At 65.5% G+C, this 25,155-nt stretch carries 22 protein-coding genes; 8 read left to right on the top strand and 14 right to left on the bottom strand.

Translation table 11 applies throughout. The features are described 5' to 3' along the window. Positions 1 to 15: 15 nt before the first annotated feature. The 3 genes from IEJ03_RS07685 (at position 16) to IEJ03_RS07695 (ending at position 3,381) form a co-directional block, all read left to right on the top strand. Entirely contained in the window at positions 16 to 927 is a 912-nt protein-coding gene (locus IEJ03_RS07685) for a LysR family transcriptional regulator (protein ID WP_192037051.1), read from the top strand. A gap of 41 nt (positions 928 to 968) precedes the next feature. Beyond that, on the top strand, positions 969 to 2,273 hold the full coding sequence (pepQ, locus tag IEJ03_RS07690) for a Xaa-Pro dipeptidase (protein ID WP_192037052.1): 1,305 nt from the start codon (positions 969 to 971) through the stop codon (positions 2,271 to 2,273). Between the two features lie 70 nt (positions 2,274 to 2,343). Beyond that, entirely contained in the window at positions 2,344 to 3,381 is a 1,038-nt protein-coding gene (locus tag IEJ03_RS07695) for a hydrolase (protein WP_192037053.1), read from the top strand. Here the strand turns inward: IEJ03_RS07695 and msrA are convergent. Genes msrA through IEJ03_RS07715 form a run of 4 tightly spaced genes read right to left on the bottom strand, consistent with a single transcriptional unit; the run spans position 3,362 to position 10,797 of the window. Further along, positions 3,362 to 3,997 (bottom strand): peptide-methionine (S)-S-oxide reductase MsrA, encoded by a 636-nt coding sequence (gene msrA / locus IEJ03_RS07700; RefSeq protein WP_192037054.1) that lies wholly within the window; start codon positions 3,995 to 3,997, stop codon positions 3,362 to 3,364. The two genes, IEJ03_RS07695 and msrA, sit on opposite strands and share 20 nt — an antisense overlap. Before the next feature lie 38 nt (positions 3,998 to 4,035). Next, a complete protein-coding gene (locus IEJ03_RS07705) occupies positions 4,036 to 8,025 on the bottom strand; it encodes a translocation/assembly module TamB domain-containing protein (RefSeq protein ID WP_192037055.1) in 3,990 nt (1,329 codons plus the stop codon). A gap of 21 nt (positions 8,026 to 8,046) precedes the next feature. After that, positions 8,047 to 9,948, bottom strand: coding sequence for an autotransporter assembly complex family protein (locus tag IEJ03_RS07710; protein WP_192037056.1), 1,902 nt, complete (start codon positions 9,946 to 9,948; stop codon positions 8,047 to 8,049). Continuing rightward, positions 9,949 to 10,797 carry a hypothetical protein gene (locus tag IEJ03_RS07715; protein ID WP_192037057.1) on the bottom strand — a complete coding sequence of 283 codons (849 nt, stop codon included), beginning with the start codon at positions 10,795 to 10,797 and terminating at the stop codon, positions 9,949 to 9,951. Positions 10,798 to 11,089: 292 nt separating this feature from the next. On the opposite strand from IEJ03_RS07715, the gene IEJ03_RS07720 reads away from it, so the two are divergent. Next, complete coding sequence (locus tag IEJ03_RS07720) at positions 11,090 to 11,668, top strand: Fe-Mn family superoxide dismutase (RefSeq protein WP_192037058.1); 579 nt, start codon at positions 11,090 to 11,092, stop codon at positions 11,666 to 11,668. A 135-nt stretch (positions 11,669 to 11,803) separates the two neighbouring features. Further along, positions 11,804 to 12,868, top strand: a complete 1,065-nt coding sequence (locus tag IEJ03_RS07725; RefSeq protein WP_192037059.1) for an alcohol dehydrogenase family protein — start codon at positions 11,804 to 11,806, stop codon at positions 12,866 to 12,868. Positions 12,869 to 12,989: 121 nt separating this feature from the next. Here IEJ03_RS07725 and IEJ03_RS07730 read toward each other — a convergent pair whose 3' ends face one another. From IEJ03_RS07730 to mtnA, 3 genes are all read right to left on the bottom strand, one after another. Beyond that, entirely contained in the window at positions 12,990 to 14,294 is a 1,305-nt protein-coding gene (locus IEJ03_RS07730; RefSeq protein ID WP_192037060.1) for a nucleotide sugar dehydrogenase, read from the bottom strand. A gap of 3 nt (positions 14,295 to 14,297) precedes the next feature. After that, positions 14,298 to 15,188: a UTP--glucose-1-phosphate uridylyltransferase GalU gene (gene galU / locus IEJ03_RS07735; RefSeq protein ID WP_192037061.1), complete on the bottom strand. Its 891-nt coding sequence runs from the start codon at positions 15,186 to 15,188 to the stop codon at positions 14,298 to 14,300. Between the two features lie 64 nt (positions 15,189 to 15,252). Further along, entirely contained in the window at positions 15,253 to 16,314 is a 1,062-nt protein-coding gene (gene mtnA / locus IEJ03_RS07740; protein ID WP_192037062.1) for an S-methyl-5-thioribose-1-phosphate isomerase, read from the bottom strand. A 74-nt stretch (positions 16,315 to 16,388) separates the two neighbouring features. Between mtnA and IEJ03_RS07745 the strand changes: the two genes are divergently transcribed. The 3 genes from IEJ03_RS07745 to IEJ03_RS07755 all read left to right on the top strand — a co-directional run bounded on the left by IEJ03_RS07745 (position 16,389) and on the right by IEJ03_RS07755 (position 19,250). Then, positions 16,389 to 17,720, top strand: a complete 1,332-nt coding sequence (locus IEJ03_RS07745) for a TRZ/ATZ family hydrolase (RefSeq protein ID WP_192037063.1) — start codon at positions 16,389 to 16,391, stop codon at positions 17,718 to 17,720. A 100-nt stretch (positions 17,721 to 17,820) separates the two neighbouring features. Continuing rightward, positions 17,821 to 18,585 carry a bifunctional 2-polyprenyl-6-hydroxyphenol methylase/3-demethylubiquinol 3-O-methyltransferase UbiG gene (ubiG, locus tag IEJ03_RS07750; protein WP_192037064.1) on the top strand — a complete coding sequence of 255 codons (765 nt, stop codon included), beginning with the start codon at positions 17,821 to 17,823 and terminating at the stop codon, positions 18,583 to 18,585. Further along, on the top strand, positions 18,582 to 19,250 hold the full coding sequence (locus IEJ03_RS07755; RefSeq protein ID WP_192037065.1) for an HAD-IA family hydrolase: 669 nt from the start codon (positions 18,582 to 18,584) through the stop codon (positions 19,248 to 19,250). The genes ubiG and IEJ03_RS07755 overlap by 4 nt, the downstream gene beginning before the upstream one ends. A gap of 154 nt (positions 19,251 to 19,404) precedes the next feature. Here IEJ03_RS07755 and IEJ03_RS07760 read toward each other — a convergent pair whose 3' ends face one another. The 7 genes from IEJ03_RS07760 to tolQ are packed head-to-tail and all read right to left on the bottom strand — an operon-like array spanning position 19,405 to position 25,082. Next, the gene (locus IEJ03_RS07760; protein WP_192037066.1) at positions 19,405 to 20,166 is read right to left on the bottom strand and encodes a YciK family oxidoreductase; all 762 of its coding nucleotides are present in this window, start codon (positions 20,164 to 20,166) and stop codon (positions 19,405 to 19,407) included. 26 nt (positions 20,167 to 20,192) lie between these two features. Next, complete coding sequence (gene ybgF / locus IEJ03_RS07765; RefSeq protein ID WP_192037067.1) at positions 20,193 to 20,966, bottom strand: tol-pal system protein YbgF; 774 nt, start codon at positions 20,964 to 20,966, stop codon at positions 20,193 to 20,195. Between the two features lie 36 nt (positions 20,967 to 21,002). Continuing rightward, positions 21,003 to 21,536: a peptidoglycan-associated lipoprotein Pal gene (pal, locus tag IEJ03_RS07770; RefSeq protein WP_192037068.1), complete on the bottom strand. Its 534-nt coding sequence runs from the start codon at positions 21,534 to 21,536 to the stop codon at positions 21,003 to 21,005. A gap of 52 nt (positions 21,537 to 21,588) precedes the next feature. Continuing rightward, positions 21,589 to 22,872, bottom strand: coding sequence for a Tol-Pal system beta propeller repeat protein TolB (gene tolB / locus IEJ03_RS07775; protein WP_192037069.1), 1,284 nt, complete (start codon positions 22,870 to 22,872; stop codon positions 21,589 to 21,591). After that, the gene (tolA, locus tag IEJ03_RS07780) at positions 22,872 to 23,927 is read right to left on the bottom strand and encodes a cell envelope integrity protein TolA (RefSeq protein WP_192037070.1); all 1,056 of its coding nucleotides are present in this window, start codon (positions 23,925 to 23,927) and stop codon (positions 22,872 to 22,874) included. Before tolA ends, tolB begins: the two co-directional genes overlap by 1 nt. 9 nt (positions 23,928 to 23,936) lie before the next feature. Next, positions 23,937 to 24,377, bottom strand: coding sequence for a protein TolR (gene tolR / locus IEJ03_RS07785; RefSeq protein ID WP_192037240.1), 441 nt, complete (start codon positions 24,375 to 24,377; stop codon positions 23,937 to 23,939). Between the two features lie 15 nt (positions 24,378 to 24,392). Further along, on the bottom strand, positions 24,393 to 25,082 hold the full coding sequence (tolQ, locus tag IEJ03_RS07790; protein WP_242458089.1) for a protein TolQ: 690 nt from the start codon (positions 25,080 to 25,082) through the stop codon (positions 24,393 to 24,395). Between the last annotated feature and the right edge of the window lie 73 nt (positions 25,083 to 25,155).

The following is a 25,155-nucleotide window of genomic DNA, read 5'->3' on the forward strand; positions in this document are numbered from 1 at the left end:
GACGACTGGAACCCTATGGAATTACGTTGGCTGGAAGACTTCATTGCCCTGGCCCGTACACGACACTTCTCGCGGGCCGCGGATGAACAGAACGTCACCCAGCCAACCTTCTCGCGCCGCATCAAGCTGCTCGAGGAGGAGATGGGAACGACGCTGATCAATCGCCAGACTCTCCCGCTGTCACTCACCCCCGCTGGCGAGGAGTTCCTGGCGCTCTGCGAGCAGACCACCGATCGCATCAGGCTCACCCGCGAACGGATCGCGCGTCTGAACGAGGTACAGTCGCGCCGTCTTCTTCTGGCGGCTCCCCAGGGCCTGTTGTCGTATTTCCTGCCCGCCTGGCTTGAACAGCAGGCACCGGACCCGCCGATTCAGCTTAACCTGCGGGCCACCTCCTGGCTGGTGCCCGACTATTTCCAGGCCCTGGAGCGTGGTGAATGCGATCTTGCCGTCAGTTACTGGCCCGTCGGCCGCAGTCCCCTCGAACTCGATACCCAGGCCTTCGAATACAAGGTGATCGGGCACGAGCGGCTGGTGCCGCTCACGGTGCCGGACGGCTTCGGCCGTCCCCGCTTCACACTGCCTAGCGAACGGCGCGCGCCCCAGCCCTTGATCGCCTACCATGCCCAGGGCCTGATGCAGGCGACCATCGACGATCACCTGGCCCGTCTGCCCGAACGCTGTCACTTCAATGTGCTGGCGGAGAGCGTGCAAAGCGGGAATGTCAGGGAGCTGGTGTGCCTGGGGCATGGCCTGGGTTGGGTGCCGGAGGGCATGGTCCGCGAGGACCTGTCCGCCAAGCGCCTCATGCCGGCGGGCGACGCCCCCTGGAGCATTCCCCTGGAAGTGCGGCTCTATCGCCATCGCGAGGCCCGGCAAAGCGGGCTCGAGCAGTTCTGGTCGACCGTTGACACGAGCACGTGCTGAGCCGCCCTTCTTTCCTTTTCCAAACCCAAGTGAGCGACGTCATGCACCCGACACTCGAACAACACCACCTCGATCATCTGGGGGCGCTCCAGCGCGCCTACGGAGACGCCCTGGCGGCCAACGGCTTCGATGGTGTGCTGCTCTACAGCGGCCACCCGCATCGCCACTTCGGCGATGACCAACACGCGAGCTTCGCCACCTATGGTCACTTCCAGCATTGGGTGCCCCTCCAGGGGCTGGCGCACAGCTGGCTGCTGGTGCGTCCGGGACAGAGGCCGCGGCTGCAACTGCACGCCCCCGAGGACTTCTGGCATCTGGGCACCACGCTGCCGGAGGAAGCCTGGGTCGAGACCCTGGCGATCGAGCGAGTCACGACCGACACGCCACCTCGCCTGCCGGCCGGCCGCTTTGCGGTGCTGGGCGAGGTCGATGATGAGACCGCTCGTGCGCTGGGCGCCGAGCTCAATCCCGCCGCACTGACCCAAGCGCTGGATGAGGGCCGCGTGCGCAAGAGCGCCTATGAGATCGCCTGCCTGCGCGAGGCCAACAGGTGCGCGGGGCTTGGCCACCGCGCCGCCCGGGATGCCTTCTTCGACGGCGGGGCCGAACTGGATATCCAGCTCGCCTACCTCGGCGCCAGTCGTCAGCGGGAATCCGACCTGCCCTATCAGAATATCGTGGGCGTCAATCGCCATGCCGCCGTGCTGCACTATCAGCACTATGATGTCGTTCCCGCCGCCGATCATCATGGTTTGCTGGTGGATGCCGGACATCGCTACCGGGGCTACGCCGCCGACATCACCCGCACCTGGGCCGGCGGCGATGCAAGCGATGTCTTCGCCGGTCTGATCGAGGGCGTCACGTCCCTGCAGCGGGGGCTGATCGACGCCATGGCACCGGGTGTCGACTACCCGGATCTTCATGGCCGCATGCACCAGGCATTGGGGACACTGCTCGGCGAGTTGGGGCTGACCCGCTGCAGCGCTGCAGCCGCCGTCGACCAGGGCATCACTCGAGCCTTCTGCCCCCATGGCCTGGGGCACCTGCTGGGTCTGCAGGTTCATGATGTAGGGGGACGAACGAGCGCTGAGGGCGCCCCGCTTCCGCCCCCCGCCGAGCATCCTGCATTACGGCTGACGCGGCCGCTGGAGGCCGGCATGGTCGTGACCATGGAGCCGGGCTGCTATGTGATCCCGATGCTCCTGAACCCATTGCGCCAGTCGCCGGCCGGGCAAGATGTCGACTGGTGCGTGGTGGACGCGTTGGCACCCCATGGAGGGGTGCGCATCGAGGACAATGTCCTCGTCACCGAGCAGGGGGCCGAGAACCTGACGCCCGTCATCTGATCCCGGAACGGTGTTGCACCGTCCTCCAGGCGCGATTAGCTTGTGACTAGGCCCACTGCGCGAGGCAGGCATGTCCCGAACCATCGTTCCCGCCGACTTTCGCCCCGCCCGGGGGTTTGGCAACCGACACCTGCAGACCCTGCTGCCGCGGATGTTGCCGACTCCCCGGCTCGCCTACGAGACGGAGATCATCAACCTGCCCGACGGGGACTTCGTCGAACTGGCCTGGGGACAGCCGGCGCCCAGAACGGAAGATGCCCCGCTGTTTATCCTGTTTCACGGGCTGGAGGGGGCGATCGACTCTCCGTATGCAAAGGGGCTGATGGCGATGGCCGCTCGGCTCGGCTGGCGCAGCGTCCTGATGCACTTTCGAGGCTGTGGCCAGGCCCCCAACCGGCTGCCCCGGGCCTACCACAGTGGCGATACCGCCGATGCCTACTGGGTGCTCGGTCAGCTGGCCAGGCGCTACCCCCATGCCCTCAAGGTGGCGGCTGGCGTGTCGCTCGGGGGCAATATGCTGGCCAAGCTGGTCGCCGAGCAGGGAGGCGACGGCCTCGACCTGGCGGGTGCTATCGTCATCAGTGCACCACTGGATCTGGCCGCCAGTGCCGATGCCCTGAATCGCGGCTTTGCCAGGGTCTACCAGCGCCATCTGCTGAAGGATCTGAAACGCAAGGTGGTGGCCAAGATGCGCCTGGGTCCCCTGCCGATCGCCTTGACCCCACATCAATTACGCGAGCTGGACACCTTCTGGGCCTACGACAACGAGGTCACGGCCCCGCTGCATGGGTTCGCCTCGGCAAGCGACTACTACGCGCGTGCCTCGGCGGGACGACTGCTGAGCGATATCGAGCTGCCGACCCTGGTGCTGCATGCCGCCGACGATCCCTTCATGCCCAGTGACCTCTTCGAGCGGCTGCCCACCCCCGCGGATGCCGTGCGGGTCGAAATCGCCCGGCACGGCGGCCACGTGGGCTTCATCGAGGCGCGTCACGGCAGGCTGGGTTCCTGGCTTCTTCGCCGCGTGGCGAGACAGCTCGACGACTGGGCCTCGTCAGGCTCGTTGCCTCACTGGCCCGCCTCCGTCGCTAGCCGATCGGACAGCTGACGCCGGTGCCCTTCAGCCCGCAATAGCCATTGGGGTTCTTGGCCAGGTACTGCTGGTGATACTCCTCGCCGTAGTAGAAGGCCTCGAGGGGGGCGAGCTCGGTGGTGATCTCCCCGCCTCCCGCGGCCTTGAGTGCCTGCTGGTATTGCGCGCGACTCTGCTCCGCCGCCTGGCGCTGGGCGTCGCTGGTAACGTAGATGGCCGAACGGTACTGGGTGCCGATGTCATTGCCCTGACGCATCCCCTGAGTCGGGTCGTGTGCCTCCCAGAAGGTGGTCAGCAGACGCTCCAGCGAGATCACTGCCGGGTCATAGATCACGCGGACCACCTCGGTATGACCGGTCCAGCCGGTGCAGGTCTCTTCGTAGGTGGGGTTGGGGGTATATCCGCCGGCGTAGCCGACCGCCGTGACCACGACCCCGGGAAGCTCCCAAAACAGACGTTCGGCGCCCCAGAAACACCCGAGCCCCAGCACGATCTCTTCACTGCCGTCGGGAAATGGCGGGCGCATCGCGGCTCCGGTGACATGATGGATGCCGCTGATGGGCAGCGGCACATCGCGGCCCGGCAGCGCCCGCTCGGGGCTGACGGGGTGTTGCTTGTCGGCATGGCGCATAAGGAGCTCCTTGGCCTTGCGAAGAATGTTGAAAAGATTCAGGGCCTGGGGTTCGCCTTGCCCAGGCTGAAGCTATAGACCAGATCGATGGCCTGGGCGGCGCCCGACACGGCCTCGAGGTAGAGGTTGCGCCACAGGGTATAGCGCAGGGTCAGCTCGGCGATGGGTTCGAAGACGCCCACGCCATAACTGACTCGCAGATCGTCGCTGAGTTGCCCGCTGACCACTACCTCGGATTCCTCGCCGCTTCCCGCCGTGTCCAGGGTCAGATCGCCAATGCCAAACACCTCGCCGATCTGGCCGATCGCACCGCCGGTGCGAGACAGGGAGAGCCCGATCAGTGCCGAGGTCAAGGCGCCATCATCGGCTTCCGTATCGTTCGGCGCGCGACCGCGCAGCAGATAGGACAGGGCTCTGGACTCATTCATGGACGGTTCGGAAAAGACCGAGAGGCTCGGTGAGGTTGCCGATCCCGTGACCCTCAGGCCTGCGATCACATTGTCCTCGGTTCTTTCCTGGTTGCGTATCGCCTCGAACTGCAACAGCGGTTGATCGGCAGGACCGCTGAACAACAGTTGCCCCTGGCGAATCGTCAGATCCTGACCGTAGGCCCGGAAACGGCCGCCGACCAGGCTGACCTCGCCAAACAACTGGACCGGTCCGCTGCTCTGGCGCACCTGTAAGCGACCATCCAGGCCGGTTTCCAGGCCATAGGCCTTCAGTTCCATATCCGGGCCCAGCAGCAGGTCGACCCGAATGCGGGTGGCCATCCCGGCCTCGGCCAACGCCTCGGCGGTGTCCTCCCCGGTCCCGGCCTGCTCGGCGCGAGCCGCCTCGCGGCGCGCACGACGTTCATCGCGCCGGGTGATGATGATCTCGTCGGGACTCGGGCTGATCGCCGAAGGCGGAAACTGGCCGATCTCCAGGCGTGCCCAGGGCACCCTGACCTGACCGCCCACACTGAGCAATTCCGGTGTCACGTCGATGGACAGGTCTGGCGCGATGCGCAGTCGCCCGATATCCGGAATATCCAGTTGCAGCGGCTCCTCCTGGCCGTCGATCGAAAGCGCCAATTGCCAATCGTCGGGGCGCGGCCAGCGTGCATCGCCGTCGATATCCAGCCGCCCACGCTCGCTGTGGATCACCCCGTCGATCTGCCCACTGTCTCCGGCCAGGCGCAGTGTCACCCGACCGTCGCGAACGGCGATGGGAAGACCACTTCCCTTTGCCTGGAGGCCAGCGAGTTCGATCTCGCCATCCAGGGTGGGACGGGACAGGGCGCCGCCCAGGGCGACATCGCCGTTCAGGCGACCTTCGAGAGTATCCATGTCGGGCAAGAGAGGCTGGTAGGCGGCCAGTTGGAGCCCTTGCAGACGCAGGCGGCCTTCCAGCGCCCCCTGTCCTTGAGGATCATCGATGCGCATCGTCAGGCTGGCGGTGCCGGCATCGCCCAGATCCAGGTCGAGGGCAGCATTCACCGCCTCCTGGGTCGCATCCGCATTCAGCGCAAGCTGTGCCGTGGGCAGCGTGACGGCCTGACCATAGGCATCCCGAGCCTCGATGGCGAGGCGACTGTCGAGATCTGCCTCGAGTGTCCAATCGCGGCCCTGATCGCGCCAGGAAAGAGCGACACCGGCGCGACTCTCGCCGGTCGCGCGCCAATCAACGGGCAGATAGGGCTCGAGTAGGGCCATGGGAAACTCCGAGAGCTCCAGCACCGCGCGCCCCTGCTGCGCCGAGGCCTCGATGCGATCGGTGCTGCACAGGCGACCGCCTTCTTCTCGGCGCAGGCAGAACGGCGACAGGCTGGCCGCAGCCTCGGGGATGTCCAGCTCGAACGCCAGGGCTTCCTCCAGGCGCAGCGTGCCCAGATCGGCATCCACCTCCAAGGGCATCAGTTGCCCCTGGTAGCGGTCTCGGGCCGCATTCAGCTCGCCCTCGAGCGTCAGACCGGCCCGCGATAGGGGCATGCCACGCCCGGCGGTGGCCTCGACCGTCAGGCGGTGGGCGGAGAGTCTCCCCTCGAGACCTGCTTCGAGACGGGACAGTCGCTGCCCAGCCGCGATGAGGCGGTCCACCGTGAGCTGGATATCGAGCTCCGGGTCATCCAGGCCAAGGGTACGAGCACGCAGCGACAAGGCTTCTATGCGGTTGTCGGCGACGACCAGGCGTTCGCCACGCAGGTCCAGCACAAGGGCGGGAGACTTCAGGCTGCCATCGAGGCTGAAGTCGCCGTTCAGGGTGCCGTCGAGCTCGGGTGACAGCGTGGCCAGCTCCGACGCCTCCAGCGAACCGGAGAGCGCCATCTGCTCGCCGACCCGCCCTTGTGCGACGAGGCGATTCTCCCCCTGACGCAGATCGAGACGATCGATCTGCCAGCGCATGTCGCTGTTGCCACTCAGGCTGGCCGACAGGGAGACCGGTAATTCATTGAGGCTTCCGTCGATGGCGAGTTCGGGGACCGCGAGTCGCCAGCCTTCGCCGGCCTGAGTGAAACTGAGCGTCGCATCACCGTCCAAGCGGCCTGCCACGGCGCTGGTATAGGCGCCGGGATCGAGGCCATCGAGGTTGATGGTGGCATCCAGCTCGACTCCCTCGGCCCAGTTGACTCGCCCGCGACTGATCAGCGCGCCTTCACCGCTCTTCAGCGAGAGCGGCAGCCAGGCGAAGTGCTCGGCATCGCCGGTGCCGGTGGCCGCCAAGCGCGTGGGAGCCACCTCGGGGCCTTCGGCCACGGCCGACAGGGCCAGTCGATACTCGAGCAGGTTGCCTTCCAGGCGCGCCTTGAGATCTTGCAGTCGATAGGGTTCCGGCGTGGTGGTGTTCTTCTCACCCGATGAGGCGGCGGCCAGCGGCCACTGCAGTGCCTCGGATTCAAGCGTCAGCACGAAGGGTAGCGTCGGCGCCAGAGCATCCAGGCTGGCCTCGATCCGTGCGGCCGCAGGCCCCGCCGCCTCGAGGGAGACCTCTAGCGCGGCGAGGCTGCCCCCCAGCCGCAGGTCGAGGCGCTCGCCGGCAAGTTCCGGCAAGGCACCCAGCGCCTTGATCTCGGTCACGAGGCTTGCCTCCAGGGGGTAGTCCCCGCGCAGCGAGACCCTGGCCTCGAGGCGCGCCTCGGCCTCGGGCATGGCGAGCAGCAGCGGCGAGACCTGGATCTCGCTGCCCTCCCCCGACAGGGAGAGCGACAGGCGATCGATCCGATAGGGCGTCGGCCCGGTGAGCGCAGCGTCGTCGATCACCAGGCTTGGCACCTCGATGGCCACCGGCAGGCTGATCGCCGGAAGCGTGAGGCGTTCACGCTTGGCTAGCGGGACGCTGGACTCGTCGGGGGCATCCGGGCTGACGGCGACCGTTGGCGCCTGGCGCGCCACGTCGCCGGCGCTGTCGATAGCGGACGCTGACAGCGAGCGAGGTGGAGCGTCGGCGCCCTCCAGGGCCAACGCCTGCCCCTCGGAGCTCGGCAGGGTCAGGCGCAGGCCCGACAGGGTGGTCGGCGACAGCGTAAAGGTGCTTGCCTCTAGCGACGCCCCCGTTCGGAAGCGGGACCAGGTCAGCAGGGTGCCGTCGGCAAGACGCACCTCGACATCATCGAGAAAGACCTCTCGCAGCTCCACGGGAAATGGCAGGTGGATCGTCGGCGCGCCTGCTTCCTCGACCGGCGCCTCGTCCGGCGTACCGGGTTCCCCGGCCGCCAGGCGAATGCGCGCTCCTTCCACGCCCAGGCGATCGAGACATAGCTTGCTGTCGAGCAGGCAGTCATCGGCCCAGGCGAGCTCCAGGCGCTCGATCGCGACACTGGCCTGCCCGGCCTCGAGGCGTAGCCCCTCGATCACCAGCCGATCCAGCGGTGCGCCGGACGCCTCGCGATAACTGAAAGAGCCTCTCTCCTGCCCCTGTTCCAGCAGCAGGCCGGTGCCCCAGGGAGACAGTGCAAGCCCCAGGATCAGGGTGAGCAGGCCGATCAGCCAGATGGGTATCCAAAGCAGCAGGCGCATCAGTCCCTTGCTCCAGGCCTTGAGTCGCGTCATGCCAGTATTGTCCCTCTCGATTTAGAACTCCGGGCCGATGGAGAAGTGAATGCGATAGTCGTTGTCCTCGTCGTCATAGGGGTGGGCCACATCGAAGCGAATCGGGCCCACCGGCGAAACCCAGCGGATCCCGAGGCCTGCGCCGGTCTTCACCTCGAGGGCCGACCAGGCGTTGAAGGCGTTACCCGTGTCGACGAAGGCCGCGCCCCACCAGTCGCCGGTGATCCGGCGCTGCGCCTCGAGCCCGGCCGTCAACAGATGCCGGCCGCCGACCAGTTCCCCGTCATCGTTCTCGGGAGACAGGCTTTCATAGGAATAGCCGCGCACGCTGCGATCACCACCTGCGAAGAAGCGCAGGGAAGGCGGTATCTTGTCGAAGTCGTTGGTCTGGATAGCGCCCAGGCCTGTCCGCGCGATAAAGCGATTGTCGTTGCCGATCATGCGCAGCCACTGGGTATCGAGGGTCGCCCTCAGGAAGGTGGCATCCGATCCCCAGACGGTGTCCGAATACGCCAGGGCCAGCCGCTGACGATCCCCCCAGGTCGGGAAAATGGGATTACGGCTACGGGTGCGTGACCAGCTGATGCCTGGGTAATACAGCAGGACCTGATCTTCCTCGTCGGCCTGGGTGTAATCCTCGTAGGTGGTCCGCACGAACAGATCCTGGGTCCAGCCGTTGTCGAACTTCCAGCGTCGCGACACTTCCGCCGATATCTCCAGGCTATTGGTGTCTTCGTTGTCGACCTGCTGGAAGCCGTAGTTGATGGCATAGCTGTCACGCAGCGGGTTCTCGAGCGGGATCAGATACTCGCCGGAGAACTCTTGTTCCGGTGCGGAGAGGAACAGCTCATTGCTCAGGCTATGACCCGCGCTGTTCATCCAGGGCTGCGTCCATGAAAACCGGGTACGCGGCCCCACGTCGGTGGCATAGCCGATACCGACCTCGAACTGATGGCGGTCGGCTGGCACCAGGGTGACATCCACCGGGACTTCGTGACGCTGATCCGGATAGAGGCGGCTCGCGGCGAGTAGCGCCTGCTGGGCGATGCGATCGGCCTCTTCTCTTTCGGCCTGTCGTGCGGCGCTCTCGCCATCCAGCTCGACCTCTTGCCACCAGGGGGCCAGAGCCCGCCCCGAGGGCGGTTCCAGTGCCAGATCGGAGGCATTGTCCAGCCGCGGGTGCACACTGATCGAGGAGAACCAGTTGCTCTGGGACAGCCGCTGGTTGTATAGCGCCAGTTGCCCCGCCAGATATGGATCGCCGGACTCGAAGGGCAGCATCATGCGCAGGCGATCCTCGTCGATCTGGCTGCCCTGGATATCGATGTCACCGAAACGGTAGCGAGGACCGCTGGCCAGGTGCAGGTAGATGCGTGCGCTCTGCTCCCAGGGGCGCACCTCCATGCGTCGGGTCGGAAAGTCGGCATCGAAATAGCCCCGCTGCAGGGCAAGCGATGACAGCTTGCCGCGCAGGCTGTCGTATGGGGCATGTTCCAGCGGGTCACCGACCTCGAGTCCCGGGTCGGCCAGTACGTCGTCGAAGGCCTCGTCCTGCTGTGCATCGCCTGTGATCGACAGATCCAGGACGGTGATCGTGACCCTCGGCCCTGGCGTGATAGCAAGCGTGGCTTCCTCGATGGGGTCGCCCGTGAAGCGAATCGCGACGCTTGGGTCGTAGTAGCCAAAGACGCGCATGGCCTCGAGAGCCTGATTGCGGACCTGGGCACGCAACCGTTCTTCGCGATACTGGGACGGCTCGATGCCCTCCAGATAGAGCACCACATTGTCCGCGGCCGGCCCCTCGAGCCCCTCGATCTCCACGTCCAGCGCCTGGGCCGCCGTGGCCGCGCTCAGACAAAGGCCCGCAAGGCTCCATCGCCATGGACGGTGCCAGGCCCTTTGCCATGTTCGCGGCAGGCGCATCTAGCGGCTCTCCAGCGATTCCAGCTGGGCACTGATGGCCAGCTGCGACTGGCGCAGTTCGGTGAGCTGAGCACGGTGCTCGTCGAGGCGCCGCGCGAGCGTCTCTCGAGTCGAGGCGGCCTCGTCCTGAGTCGATGCCAGCGCATCGAGGCGGGATGCCAGCGCATCCTGGTCGGTTTCGAGGGAACGGGTCGAGCTCATCAGTGAGGCGGATATCACCTCCTGAGCGGACTGGCGCTGTTCGGTCTGGGCGAGTTTCTCCGCCAGGCCGTCGAGGCGCTCGGGTAGCGCGTTGGCGTTGCCCTCCATCCTGTCCAGGCGGGCCGTCAGGGCCGCTCGAGCATCATCGCCGTTGCGCTCCAGGGCATCCAGCGAGCTGCGCGTCGCATCGAGGACGGCCTGAAGGGTGTCCTGGCGATCGGACTGCGACGCGAGACGCTCGACAAGCGCCTGAGTGTCTCCGACACCGCTGAGGCTATCACCCAACCTGGCCAGCTGGGTCGCCTGCTCGTTGAGACGCTGGACCAGTTCGCCCTGCTCCTCGCCGAGCACATCCAGGGCATTCTCGAAACGTTCGAGGTTGCCACCGCGATTGTCTTGGAGGCCGTCGAAGCGAGCATGCACGTTGGATAGCTGGCCCTGGAGCTGACGGATTTCCGCGTTGAGGGTCAGACGCTCCTGCCAGGCCAGGTAGCCAAGCCACGCCAAGGCGCCCATGAGCAGCAGCACCAGGCACCAGAGGGGCCATAACCGAGGCGCCGCTGGTGCATAGCGCGCCTGGCCGCCCAAGCTGGCATTCACGTCCGGCACGATGCGGGTCAGGCGCTCTTCCTCCGGGCGCTCGGCCATAGGAAACTCCTTGCCAGGTAATAAAATGGGGCCGGGGTGACCGCTATTGGGGCCAAGCCCTCCGTCATTGGCGAGCATACCCCAGAGTGCTATGATGAGGCGACACTACATAAGCGCAGATGCTTGGTATTGTAAGGTTTTTTGTTCGCACGAGCATGCTTCCGGGCCCTGTTTCCTAACGGAATGATCTGAGATCCATCCTGGCGAATTGGATCCGAGACCCTTGAATTATGTTCGTGGGTCACCAGTACTTGAGTTGGTGTACCTTCCCTTGACCGACGAGGAGTAAATCATGGCATTCGAACTACCCGCCCTGCCGTACGAAATGAACGCGCTTGAACCGCACATTTCTGCCGAGACTCTGGAATACCATTACGGCAAGCACCACCAGACCTACGTGACCAAGCTCAACCAGATGACCGATGGCACCGACGATGCCAACAAGTCTCTGGAAGAAATCATCAAGTCTTCCTCCGGCGGTCTCTTCAACCAGGCGGCTCAGGTCTGGAACCACACCTTCTACTGGCACTGCCTGTCGCCGAACGGCGGTGGCGAGCCGACCGGCGCGCTGGCCGAGGCCATCAACGCCAAGTTTGGTTCTTTCGCCGAGTTCAAGGAAGCCTTCAATGCCAAGGCCGCGGGCAACTTCGGTTCCGGCTGGACCTGGCTGATCAAGACCGACGACGGCGGCGTGGACATCGTCAACACCGATGATGCCGACACTCCGGTCGCGCATGGCCAGACACCGCTGCTGACGATCGATGTGTGGGAGCACGCCTACTACATCGACTACCGCAACGCGCGTCCGAAGTACCTCGAGAACGTGTGGAAGATCCTCAACTGGGACTTCGTTGCGCAGAACTTCGCGTAACCAGTAGTAGAGTGAAGCCATCTCCTCGAGATGGCCTCTGATCAAGGCCCCCATCATCGGTGGGGGCCTTTTTTTGTTTTGTCTTTCGCATGCAGTTATTCCATAGACCCAAGGGGTGACATGATGAGCGAGCACATGAAGGCTGTGGTCACCACCGGTACCGGTGATTACGACAAGCTGGACTATCGAGACGTTCCCATTCCCACGCCGGGACAAGGTGAAGTGTTGATCAAGGTGCTGGCGGCGGGCATCAACAATACCGAGATCAATACTCGCCTCGGGTGGTACTCGTCGTCCGTGACGGATGCCACCGATGCCGTGGCCTGCAGCGAGGTCGATGCGCCTATCGAGGATGGCGGCTGGAATGCGCAGACCCCCTTCCCCTTCATTCAGGGTACTGACTGCTGCGGTGTCGTGGTTCAGGCGGGCCCCGGTGTCGCTCCCGGCCTGGTCGATCAACGGGTGCTGGTCCGCTCCTGCATGCGCACCCGGGGGTTCGAGCACTGGGACAATCAGTGGATGGGGTCCGATTTCGATGGCGCCTTTGCCCAATACGTCAAGGTGCCGGCAGGCGAAGTGTTTGCCGTCGAGTGCGACTGGTCCGATGCGGAGCTAGGCAGCCTTCCCTGCGCCTATGGCACTTCGGAAAACATGCTGGTTCGCGCCGAGCTGTCGCCAGGCGAGACGGTCCTGATTACCGGTGCGTCGGGAGGCGTGGGGTCGGCTACCGTTCAACTGGCCAAGCGCCGTGGGGCCAGGGTCATTGCCGTGGCGGACGCGAGCAAGCATGAACGGCTCCGGGAGGTCGGCGCCGATCAACTGTTTGACCGTGGTGCCGACCTGCTCGCGGAGCTGGGCGCCGAATCCGTCGACCTGGTGGTGGACAACGTGGCCGGCGCGCACTTCCCCGTCATGCTGAAGCTGCTCAGGCGCGGCGCTCGCCTGGTGTCTTCGGGGGCGATTGCCGGCCCGATGGTGTCACTGGACATGCGCGAGCTCTATCTCAAGGACGTGCGCCTGATCGGCACCACGGCCTGGGACGCCGAGGTATTCCCGAACCTGGTGAGCTATATCGAGCGCAATGAGATTCGCCCGCTGGTCGCCAGGACCTATGCCCTATGCGATATCGTGGCGGCCCAGCAGGAGTTCCTGACCAAGCGACATGTCGGAAAGTTCGTGCTGCTCCCCTGGCAGGATTAAGGAGGGACGCCTCGTTCGGCGTTGAAACAACACGACGAGGCCCTGCCAATGGCAGGGCCTCGTCATGCGTGCGCCCCCGGGAGTCGAGCCCAAGGCGACCGGCATTGTGTCCTGTCTGCTGTCAGGGATCGGCACGCCGCCCGATCCCCCGGTAGACGAGGCCGCGCCCCGCCACGTAATCGGGGTCGAAGATATTGCGGCCATCGAGGATGAGCCGTTCCTTCAGCAGTTGCCCCAGCAGACGCCAATCGGGATTCCAGTAGCATTTCCACTCGGTGACCAGCATCAGCGCATCGGCGTCCGTACAGGCCTCGTAAGGATCACCTTCACAGAGCGTGAGCTGCGGATGATCCCCCACCGCCTCTCGCAGGGCGGGCAGGGCGGCCGGATCATGCAGGCGCACATGGATGCCCTGTGCCCACAGAGCCTCGAGCAGGGGGATCACCGGCGCATGATCGATGCGCGCCGTGCCGGGTTTGAAGGCCGCGCCCCAGATGGCGACGACCCGCCCCTCCAGCTGGCCCTGGAAGTAGGCCCACAGCTTGCGGAAGAGGGTCTCCTTCTTGTGCTCGTTGATGTCGAGCACCTGGCCAAGCAGTGCCGATCCGCGACCGCTGGCCGATTGGACATCCGCCAGTCGCATCAGGTCACGGGAGAAATTCGGTCCACCGAAGCCACAGCCCGGGTACAGATACTCGTAACCGATGCGGGGATCGGCCCCCATGCCCTGGCGGACATGTTCGACGTCGACCCCGAGGGTATCGGCCAAGCCGGCGATATCGTTCATGTAGCTGATGCGGGTCGCGAGCATGCCGTTGATGGCCAGCTTGCTCAGCTCGGCGGCGCGTCGAGGCATGCATTGGAAGACTTCGCTGCGCCGGTTGAAGGCGCGCAGCAGTTCGCGCACCTGCTCGGTGGCCTGGGCATCCTCGCTGCCCAGCAGCCAGCGCACCGGACGGGTGAAGACCTGCCAGGCACGCCCTTCCTCGAGCATATCCGGCAGAGCCACGGCGACCTGGCCGGCATGGCCCAGCAGCGATTCCAGCAGCTCGGTCTCCCCCACCGGAAAGGTCGAGTTGTTGATCACCACCAGCGGCGCCGCCTGGCTGGCCGCTAGCTCCTCGACGGCCTTCAGGGCCGACTGGCGCTGATCCGGCGCCAGGGCAAGCCACAGCACATCGACGTCGGCCGCCTCTGCGGGTACGTTCGCCCCTTGCTCTTCCTCCAGAACCGTCAGGGCTCCCTCGCGGCAGGCGGCCTCCAGCTGCGCGAGCAGCTCCGGCTCACGGGTCAGCCAGTCGGCCCGCTGGAGTATCGCCCAGGGCTGATCGGGATGGGGCCGCCAGCTCACGCGATGTCCGACGCTGGCCAAGGCTGCCGCCGCCGTTGCGGCCGCAAGCTCACTTCCCTGTACGACAACGCGCATGGCTTATTCCTCGGCGGCGTAGCGCTGCATCAGATCCTGGAAGCCGGCCCCGAACTTGGGGTGGCGCTTGGCGAAGGCCAGGATGGCCTCGAGATAGCCGAGCTGGTGGCCACAATCATAGGTAGCGCCCTGCATGCGATACGCCTGCACCCCCTCTCGAGCGATCAGGGTGTCGATGGCATCGGTCAGCTGGATCTCGCCGCCCGCACCGGGACGTGTCTCGGCCAGTAGCGGGAAGATGGCGCCCGGCAGCAGGTAGCGACCGATCACGGCAAGCGTCGAGGGCGCCTCCTCCACGGCAGGCTTTTCGACGACGCTTGCCATCGGGGCCGCCTTGCCCGCTTCGGGCGTCTCGCCGTCGAGATCCACGATGCCGTACTTGTGGGTCATGTCCCTGGGCACGTTTTCGACCATGATCTGTGCTTGGCCGTTTTTCTCATACGCCTCGATCATGCCGGCCAGGTCGTTGCGCTCAAGGCCCTGGCCATCGACCAGCACATCGGGCAGCAGCACGGTGAAGGGCTCGTCATCGCCGATGATGGGGCGGGCGCAGAGCACCGCATGGCCCAGGCCCAGCGGCTCGGGCTGGCGCACGCTGATGATCTTGACGTCATCGGGAATGATATTGCGCAGCTCCTCGAGCAGCTCGTGCTTGCCTTTGGCCTCCAGGGTGGTCTCCAGCTCGAAATGCTTGTCGAAGTGGTTCTCGATGGCGCCCTTGCTCGAGTGGGTGACCAGCACGATTTCCTTGATGCCGGCGGCCACGGCTTCCTCGACTACATACTGGATCACCGGCTTATCGACGATGGTGATCATTTCCTTGGGAATGGCCTTGGAGGCCGGCAGGCAACGGGTTCCTAGTCCGGCGACGGGCAACACAGCCTTGCGAATCATGGCAGTCCTTTTGGTGTTTAGCGTTTGTCGAGGGTGAATTCAGCCATTATGACATAGCCAGGCGTCACGGGGTGGGCCGGGGAGATGCCGTCGCCAGCAGGTCGGCGAGACGCAGGCGATCCGGTGCTTCGATGACGCCCTTCTCGCAGACGATGGCGTCGATCAGCCCGGCCGGGGTGACATCGAACACCGGGTTGTAGACATCGATGCCGACGGGTGCCACGGCTCTCTCGCCCTGGTGAGTCAGCTCCCGGGCGTCACGGGTCTCGATGGGGATGTCGGCGCCGCTCTCGAGGCTCAAATCGAAGGTGCTGGTCGGGGCCACCACCATCACCCTGACGCCGAAATGTCGTGCCTGTACCGCCAGGGCAAGGGTGCCGATCTTGTTGGCGACATCACCATTGGCGGTGATGCGATCGGCGCCGACGATCAGCCAGCCGATCTCGCCACGAGCCATCAACTGGGAAGCCGCGGAGTCCACGGCCAGGGTCACGGGAATCTGCTCCTGTGCCAGCTCCCAGGCGGTCAGGCGAGCACCCTGCAGCCAGGGACGCGTCTCGTTGGCATGCACCCGGCTGATCAAGCCCCGGTCCCAGGCCGTGCGAATGACCCCGAGCGCCGTGCCATGGCCCCCGGTCGCCAGCGCCCCGGTATTGCAGTGGGTCATCACCGCCCCGGGGGCTTCGCGGGCCAGCAGGTCGGCGCCATGCTCGCCCATGGCCAGGCAGTCGGCGAGATCCTGACGCTGGATGTCCCGAGCGGCCTCCAGCAGTGCTTCGACCGGTGCCGCCGCGGCATGGCGGTGTGTCTCGACGATGGCCTTCATGCGCTTAAGGGCCCAGAACAGGTTGATGGCCGTGGGCCGCGATGCCGCCAGCCGCTGGATGGCCGCGGCCATTGCCTCGGGCCAGTTCGGTCCCGTGGCCTGTTGCGCCGCCAGCACTACACCGTAGGCGGCGGTGATGCCGATCGCCGGAGCGCCGCGCACGACCATGGCGGTAATCGCCTCGGCGGCCGCGTCGGCGCTGTCGATCCTCAGCGTCTCCTGACGACTCGGCAGCCAGCGTTGGTCCAATAGCTCGAGAGTATCATCATCGCACCAGCGAATCGGGGTCAGGGGGGCCATCGGGGTCTCTCCGGGGCAGGCAAGCATCAGTGTGAGCGGGTAGAATGGGGCCATCATACCGAAGGAGTGATGCGATGCCATTTCAAGCACCGCGTGACGTCGAGCTCGTGATCGAGGCGCGCTGGATCCTGCCGATGAGTGATGGCCTGCCGACCCTCGAGCATCACGCCATCGCCATCGATGCCGGCCGCCTGCTGGGCCCCTGGCCGATCGACGAGGCGTCGAACCATGTTCGCGCGTCGCGCACCCTGCGTCTGCCGCATCATGCCCTGCTCCCAGGGCTGATCAATGCCCACAACCATGCCGGCATGAGTCTGATGCGCGGCTTTGCCGACGACCTGCCGCTGATGACCTGGCTCAACGAGCACATCTGGCCGGCGGAAGCCGCGCATGTGAATCCGGACTTCGTGGCCGCCGGCACGCGGCTGGCCTGTGCCGAGATGATCGCCTCCGGCACCACTACCTTTGCCGACATGTACCTGGCACCAGAAGCGGTGGTCCCCGTGGTCGAGGAGGCCGGCATGCGCGCCCAGCTCTGCACACCGCTGATCGACTTCCCGACCCCCTGGTCCCGGGACTTCGAGAGCGGCGTTCGCCAGACCGAGGCGCTCAAGGCGCGGCTGGGAGATCATGCGCTGATCTCGCTGGCCTTCGGTCCCCATGCGCCCTATACGGTGGGCGATTCCAGCCTCGCCCGGCTGCGGGAGGCCCACGAGCAGCTTGGCCTGCCGATCCAGATGCACGTCCATGAAACCCGCGACGAGGTCGAGCAGGGGCTCGCCAATGACGGCAAGCGTCCGCTGCGCCGGCTGTCCGACGCGGGCCTGCTCGGCCCGCATTTTCAGGCGGTCCACATGACCCAGGTCGATGACGAGGACCTGGCGCTGCTGAGGGAGAGCAACACCGCCGTCGTTCACTGCCCGCAGTCGAACCTAAAGCTCGCCAGCGGCTTCTGCCCGGTGGCGAGGCTTCAGGCCGCCGGCATCAACGTGGCACTCGGCACCGACGGTGCGGCGAGCAACAACGACCTGGACATGTTCGATGAAATGAAGACCGCGGCTCTGCTGGCCAAGGGCGTCAGCGGTGATGCCGCCGCCCTGCCGGCCATGGCGGCACTGGCCATGGCGACCCGCGACGGCGCCCGTGCACTGGGCATGCAAGAACGGCGAGGACAGCTCGCGGAAGGCTTCGATGCCGACCTGATCGCCGTCGACCTCGAGGCCCTGACCAGTGTGCCGGTGCACCATCCGGCATCGGCGGTCGTCTATGCCGTCCAGAGCCGCCAGGTCAGCCACGCCTGGGTCGCCGGCAAGGCTCGCCTGACCGATGGTGAATTGGTCGGGCTCGACCGCGACGCCTTGATCCACGAGGCGCGCCACTATGAGAAGACCATGCGTGACGCCTAGCACGCCAGGGGCCGCTCTGGTTTTCGTCGACCCGGCCTCACGACTTCCTCGATCACGCTCGAGCGTGATCCGCGAACCATTCTTCCAGGAGAATCATGACATGAGCAGCGAACCCCAGGCATCGATACAGGATGATGACGTCCGTCCAGGCAAGGGTTACCGCGATAACGTCGATGCCGCCGAAGTGGCCAAGTTCGAGGCATTGGCCAGTCGCTGGTGGGACAAGGAAAGCGAGTTCAAGCCGCTGCATGAGATCAACCCCTTGCGTCTGGACTTCATCGACGCGCGGGCCGGCCTTGCGGGCAAGCATGTCATCGATGTCGGTTGTGGCGGCGGCATCCTCGCCGAGGCCATGGCCCATCGTGGCGCCCACGTGACCGGCATCGACATGGGCGAGGCGCCGCTGGCGGTGGCCCGCCTGCATCGAGAGGAAAGCGGCGTCGAGGTGGACTATCGCCAGGCCAGCGCCGAGGAGATGGCCGCGGAGCAGCCCGGTGCCTACGACGTCGTGACCTGCCTGGAGATGCTCGAGCACGTCCCCGACCCCGCCGCCGTGGTCCGTGCCTGCGCGACCCTGGTCAAGCCGGGAGGTCAGGTGTTCTTCTCGACCATCAATCGCAATCCCAAGGCCTATGCCTTTGCGATCCTCGGCGCCGAATATGTGCTGCGCCTGCTGCCTCGCGGCACCCACGACTACAAGAAGTTCATCCGACCCGCGGAACTGGCCAGCTGGGCACGCGCGGCTGACCTGAACCTTGGCGAACAGACCGGCCTGACCTATAACCCCCTGACCCGGCGCTATCGCCTGAACGCCGAGGATGTCTCGGTGAATTACATGGTCCAGACCCGGCGGGACAGCGAATGAGCGTCGACACGACTCCTCTTCCTCGGGCTCTGCTCTTCGATCTGGATGGCACCCTGGTGGATACCGCGCCGGATCTGGCGCGTGCCACCAATGCCCTGCGAGCTCACCACGGCCTGGCCGCCCTGCCCTATGAGACCATCCGTGCCCAGGTCTCCAATGGCGGCAGCGCACTGGTCACCCTGGCCCTGGGGCTCGAGCGTGACCATGCCCGGCATGATCCGGCGCGGCGCTTCCTGCTCGATTCATACGGTCAGGACGTCGCGGCCGAGAGTCGACTGTTCGAGGGGCTGGCGCCGCTCATCGAGGCCTGGGCCATCGCCCCTCGCGCCTGGGGAATCGTCACCAACAAACCACGTGCCTATGCCGAGCCTCTAATCGAGGCCCTGGGCCTGGCACCCGGAGCCTTCCTCTGTGCCGATGACCTGCCGGTCAAGAAACCCGATCCGGCCCCGCTCTGGGAAGCGGTACGCCGTATTGGCGTCGCCGCCGAGGAATGCTGGTATATCGGCGACCACCGCCGGGATATCGAGGCCGCTCGTGCCGCCGGCATGACGGCAGTGGCGGTCGGGTATGGCTATCTGGACGGGACCGAAGATGTACGCGCCTGGGACGCGGACCATGTCTTTGATACGCCGGGCGCGCTCGCGATGGCACTGGGGCATTGATCGCCATTCAACACCGCACCTGATCGGCACGATCTCCCGATAGCTAAGTTTAGCGGGCGCCTACGACGACGGGCCTGGCTCATGGAGCCAGGCCCGTCGTCGTAGGCAGATACCGAGGCGCGCGCCCGGCGCCAGGTACTAGAGCTCGCCTCCCCTAGAGCTTGGGTGGCTGGGCGTCGAAGCGCTCGCCACTGTGGCCCTGGCTATCGGGCCCCATCAGCCAGAGGTAGGTCGGCATGATCTCGTCGGGGGTTCGCAATCGCTGAGGATCCTCGGCAGGATAGGCCGTCTTGCGCATCTGGGTACGAGTGGCGCCCGGGTTCAGGGTATTGATGCGAATGCTGGAGACATTCTCCATCTCATCGGCCAGGATCTCGCTGAAGTTCTCGGTCGCGGCCTTGGAAACCGCATAGGCGCCCCAGAAGGCCCGCCCCTTGCGCCCCACACTCGATGAGGTAAGGATTACCGAAGCATCGTCGGATGCCTTGAGCAACGGCAGCAATGCCTGCGTCATCCAGATCGGACCATTGATGTTGACCTGCATCACCTGCTCCCACAGCTCCGGATTGTACTGCTCGAAAGGCGTGAGCCGCCCGAGCAGGCTGGCATTGTGAAGGATGCCATCGAGCCGGCCGAACTCCTTGTCCAGGGTCTCGGCCATGTCGTGGTAATCCTTGAGCGTGGCTCCCTCGATGTTCATCGGGAAGATGGCCGGCTGAGGGCCACCTGCTGCCTCGATGGCATCGTAAACGGCCTCCAGCTTGGCGGTCGTGCGTCCCAGCAGGATCACGGTAGCGCCGTGCCGAGCGTAGCTCAGCGCCGCCGCACGGCCGATGCCATCGCCGGCCCCGGTGACCAGGATCACCCGCTCCGCCAGAAGGTCGGCACGGGCCTGATAATCGATCATGCAGCTCATCGGTGCTCCTTGGATGCCCGCCTGCGTCAGCTGTCGGAACGGTTGAGGAAGTCGTTGGCCAGCCCCGCCGCACTGCTCTCGGGGAATCTCTCACGGACCTGCTCGAGCAGTGCCCGGCTCTCTTCGGGTTTGCCCTGACGCGCCCGCAGCAGCCCCAGCTTGTAGAGGGCATCCGGCACCTTGCTGCTCTGTGGGAAGTCCTGAATCACCCGATCGAAGGCCGCCGACGCCGGTTCGAGCTCGGTCTGGGCGGAATACAACTCGCCCAGCCAGTAATGGCCATTGGCGGTCAGGCCGCTGTTCGGGTAGTCCGCAACGAAGGTCTCGAAGGCACTGATGGCCGCCGGGAAGTCACGCGCCTGCACCTTGGCGAAGGCCGCCTGGTAGGACGCGCGGGCCTCGTCGCTGGTGCCAGGTTCCGTACCGCCGTTGGCGGCGGTGTTGCCCGACGGTCCTTCGCCCGTGGCCTCGTCCGCCGCCGCGACACCGGCTCCCGCTTCCAGCCGCTTCTCGAGATCCAGGTAGCGCTCCTGAGCGAGCTGGCGCTGCTGGTCCAGCTGGTAGCGAAGCTCTTCGATCTGTCCTCGAAGCCGCTTGATTTCATTCTGGTTGTCCTGGACCTGATTGAACAGCACCAGGCTGCCACTGGACTCCTCGCGCACTTCGGCACGCTGGTAGAAGTTGCCGGAGCCTTGCGAGAGGTCCTCTACCACCGGCGCGGCGCTCGTCAGCGGCGGCAGCGCCAGGCAGAGCCCGGCGCCCAGGGTCGTCAATGTGATTCTCGACAGACCGTCTTTCATGTATCACTCCATCGGCTGCGGATCATCCGCACGGGCTCAGTAGTCGAAGACCACGCGGCGGTTCTGGGCATAGCTGTCTTCGCTGCTGCCGCGCACGGCCGGACGCTCTTCGCCGTAGCTGACCACCTCGAGCTGCGAGGGTGACACGCCCTGCACCGTCAGGAAACGTTCGACGGAATTGGCCCGGCGCTCGCCAAGTGCCAGGTTGTATTCACGGGTGCCGCGCTCGTCCGTGTGTCCCTGCAGCACCACGGACGCGCTGGGATTGGCTCGCAGGTACTGGGCATGTGCGGCCATGACCGGCTCGAACTCATTGCGAATGGTATCGCGATCATAGTCGAAATAGATGGTGCGGACCTGCGGAATGCCGGCCTGCTCGCCGTCGCGCATGCCCATGCTACTGGAGCCGACCTGGCTCGAGCTCATGCCCTGAGTCGAGCCGCCGCCGCTGGTAGCGGAATCGCCACCCGTCATGGCCCCGTCCTGGGTACCACCGGTGCTGGAACAGCCGGCCATCACGACCAGTGACAGGGCGGCAGCGAGGTGCTTGGCGTAGGGGGTAACTTGCATGTTCGACTCCTTGAAAGATGCCAATCTCTGGCGGATATAAAGTGGATAGCGTTCAGTTCAGAAACGGTGACCAGGCGGGTTCACGCACATCACCCTGGGCCGACGGCAGCCGGAAGGAGGCCTTGCCATCCGCCGAGACTGCCGAGAGCACCCCATTACCGCCCTGCTGGGTGGCGAAGATGACCATGGTGCCATTGGGGGCCACACTGGGGGATTCGTCGGCGCGAGAGTCGGTGAGCGTCACCAGTCGACCGCGCTCCAGATCCTGCTTGGCGACCTGAAAGCCCTGACTACCGCGATGGATCATGAACAGGGTCTCGCCATCCGGGGCGAAGCGGCCACGGGAGTTGTAGTTGCCGGTGAAGGTCAGGCGCTTGGCGTCGCCACTGGCCAGGTCGTAGCGATACAGCTGCGGACCGCCGCTGCGGTCCGACGTGAAGACCAGGCTCTTGCCGTCCGGCGACCAGCTGGGCTCGGTGTCGATGGCATCGCTGCGGGTCAGGCGCTGGAAGCTGCGGGCGCCGATGTCCATCACGTAGATCTCCGGCTGGCCGTCCTTGGACAGGGACATGGCCAGCTTGCGCCCGTCCGGCGACCAGGCCGGAGCCCCGTTGATGCCCTTGAAGGAGCTGGCGCGAACCCGCTGGCTGGTCGCCAGGTTCTGGATGTAGATGGCCGGACGCCCGGTCTCGAACGACACATAGGCCAGCTTCTGGCCATCCGGCGACCAGGCCGGCGACAGGATGGGCTCGTCGGACGACAGGATCTGCTGGCTGTTGTAGCCGTCGGCGTCGGCCACCTGCAGGCCATACTGCACATTGTCGCCCACCCCCTGGGAGGTGACGTAGGCGATCTGGGTGGAGAAGGCGCCGCGGATGCCCGTGATGGCCTCGAAGATCTCGTCGCTGATGCGATGCGCCGCGGCCCGGGCCTGATCGGGGCTCGAAAGGTTGATGACCTTGCCGAGCATGCGCTCCTGGCCGTAGACATCCATCAGTTCATACTGGATGCTGCCGTCCGCGGCGACCTTGCCTACCACCAGGTAATCGGCATCCACCGCTCGCCAGTCCCGGTAGTTGATCTCGCTGCTGCTGCTCGGAGTGGCGATCAGGTTGTCGCGGGCGAGAGGTTCGAACTGACCGCTGCGCTCCAGGTCATTGGCGATGATCCGGGCGATATCGGCGGGCAACTGTGCCCCCTGCTCGGCGAAAGGCACCACGGCAATGGGCATGGCCCGATCACTGCCCTGGGTGATCTCGATGGTCAGGTCGGCGTGGGCGAGGCTTGCCATCATCAACAGCAGCATGCCGCACCATAGGCTCATAAAGCGTTTCATCAGCGCACATCTCCCGGTCGGAATCTCAGGTTAAAGTCTCGAAAGCGACGCTGGGCCGCCGGAGGCAAATCTTGCATTTCACGGAAGGGGGCGGCGCGCTCCACCGCCTGAAGCACCGAGCGGTCGAAGGTCGCGTCACCGCTGCTCTTCGCGAGCTGTGCCTTGACCAGTTCACCCGTGGGCAACAGCGTCAGGCGCACCAGCGCCTCGACACCTGAGCTCAGGTTAGACGGAACGATCCAGGCCTGCTCGACGGCGCTGCGCACCAGGTTCTGGAAGCTGTTGCTGGCCTGATCCGCCTGGCGCGCATTGGCGATCGCCTTCTCTTCTCCGGCGATGGCGCTATCGAGGCTGCTGCTGGCCGCTTCTGCGGCGCGCTTGGCGGCCTCTTCCTGGCGCTTGCGCTCGGCCTCCGCTTCCGCCTGACGACGGGCCTCTTCCTGGCGCTTGCGCTCGGCTTCCGCTTCCGCCTGGCGACGGGCCTCTTCCTGACGCTTGCGCTCGGCCTCCGCTTCCGCCTGACGACGGGCCTCTTCCTGGCGCTTGCGCTCGGCTTCCGCTTCCGCCTGACGACGGGCCTCTTCCTGGCGCTTGCGTTCTGCCTCGGCCTGTTGCCGCGCCTGCTCTTCCTGCTGTCGCTGCGCCTCAGCCGCGGCGGCTTCCTCGGCACGACGCTTGGCGTCGGCTTCGGCTTCGCGACGCGCCTGCTCGGCCGCCTCGCGCGCCGCTTTCTGTTCGGCGGCTTCCTGAGCCTGGCGTTCGGCTTCTGCCTCTTGTGCCGCTTGCTGTCGCTGCTGTTCCTCGGCCGCGGACTTGGCGGCCGCCTCTTCCTCTGCCTGACGCTCGGCGGCACGTGCTCTCGCAGCCTCGGCACGCTGCGCCTGATCGGTCGCGGTCTCGGTGCTCACCAGGGTGGCCTTGACCACCGACGCAGAGCTGGCCTCGTCTTCAGAGGCCGGAAATTCCAGCACATTGATCACGACGACCCCGACATGCAGGGCAAGCGCCAGGGCCACCGGCAGGCCGTAGCCCACGCGGGAGTCATGTCTGGCCATGCGTGCTCCTTAGTTGTCGGCGGGCGGCGGTTCGGAAATCAGGCCGACATCGCCGACGCCGGCCACCTGCAGCGTGCTCATCAGGCTGATGACCTGACCATAGGGCACACTGCGATCGCCGCGCACCAGCACCGGGGTATCGGGGCGGCGATCGAGAATGGCGATCACTTTGTCGGAGATGTCCTCGAGGCTCGATGGCGTCTCCTCATCGCCGACCGAGATGTAATAGCTCCCTTCGCTATCGACGGAAACGATGACCGGCTCCCGGTCCTCGATGTCCTTGATCGGCTCGGAAACTGTCTGGGGAAGTTCGACCTGAACGCCCTGGGTCAGCATGGGGGCGGTGATCATGAAGATCACCAGCAGCACCAGCATGACATCGATGAAGGGCACCACATTGATCTCGCCCATGGGCTTGCTGCGGCCACCGCGGTGGAAAGGACCATGCATCATGGCAATGCTCCCTCAGGCCGCGTCCTGATCACCGCGACCCTGGAGGTTGCGATGCAGGATGGAATGGAACTCTTCGGCAAAGTCTTCGTACTTGCCGAGCAGCTTGCTGGACGAGGCAGACAGGCGGTTGTAGAAGATGACCGCCGGAATGGCGGCGAAGAGCCCCATGGCCGTTGCGATCAAGGCCTCGGCGATCCAGGGCGCCACCGTGGCAAGCGTAGCCTGCTGCGCCATCGACAGGCTCTGGAAGGAGCCCATGATGCCCCACACCGTGCCAAACAGGCCGATGTACGGGCTGGCGGATGCGACCGTGGCCAGAAAGATCAGGTGCAGGTTCAGGCGCTCTTCTTCCCGCGACCAGGCCACTCGCATCGAGCGCTGCACGCCCTCGAGGATGGCCTGGGGGTTGCGGGTCTTGGGCAGGAGACGATTGAACTCGCGAAAGCCGGAGCGGAACACATGCTCGGCCCCCTGGGTGTCCTGCTCGGCCGGGGTCTCGCGGTAGAGTTCGTTGAGGTCGATACCGGACCAGAAGCGCTCTTCGAAGGCCCGATGAGCGCGTTTGGCACGGCGCAGTACGAAGCTGCGCTGGAAGATCACCACCCAGGACAGCACCGAGGCAAGGATCAGCAGCAGCATCACGAACTGCACCACGCCGCTGGCGTTCAGGATCAGGTGGGGAATGGACATGGAGTCGTTCACGGAAGTCCTCATTTATCGAACGGGTTCGTCACACGAATGCCTCGGGTCGAGTCGCCGCGGGCTGACGGATGAT

It is taken from the genome of Halomonas sp. YLGW01 (assembly GCF_014840935.1).
Classification (GTDB): domain Bacteria; phylum Pseudomonadota; class Gammaproteobacteria; order Pseudomonadales; family Halomonadaceae; genus Onishia.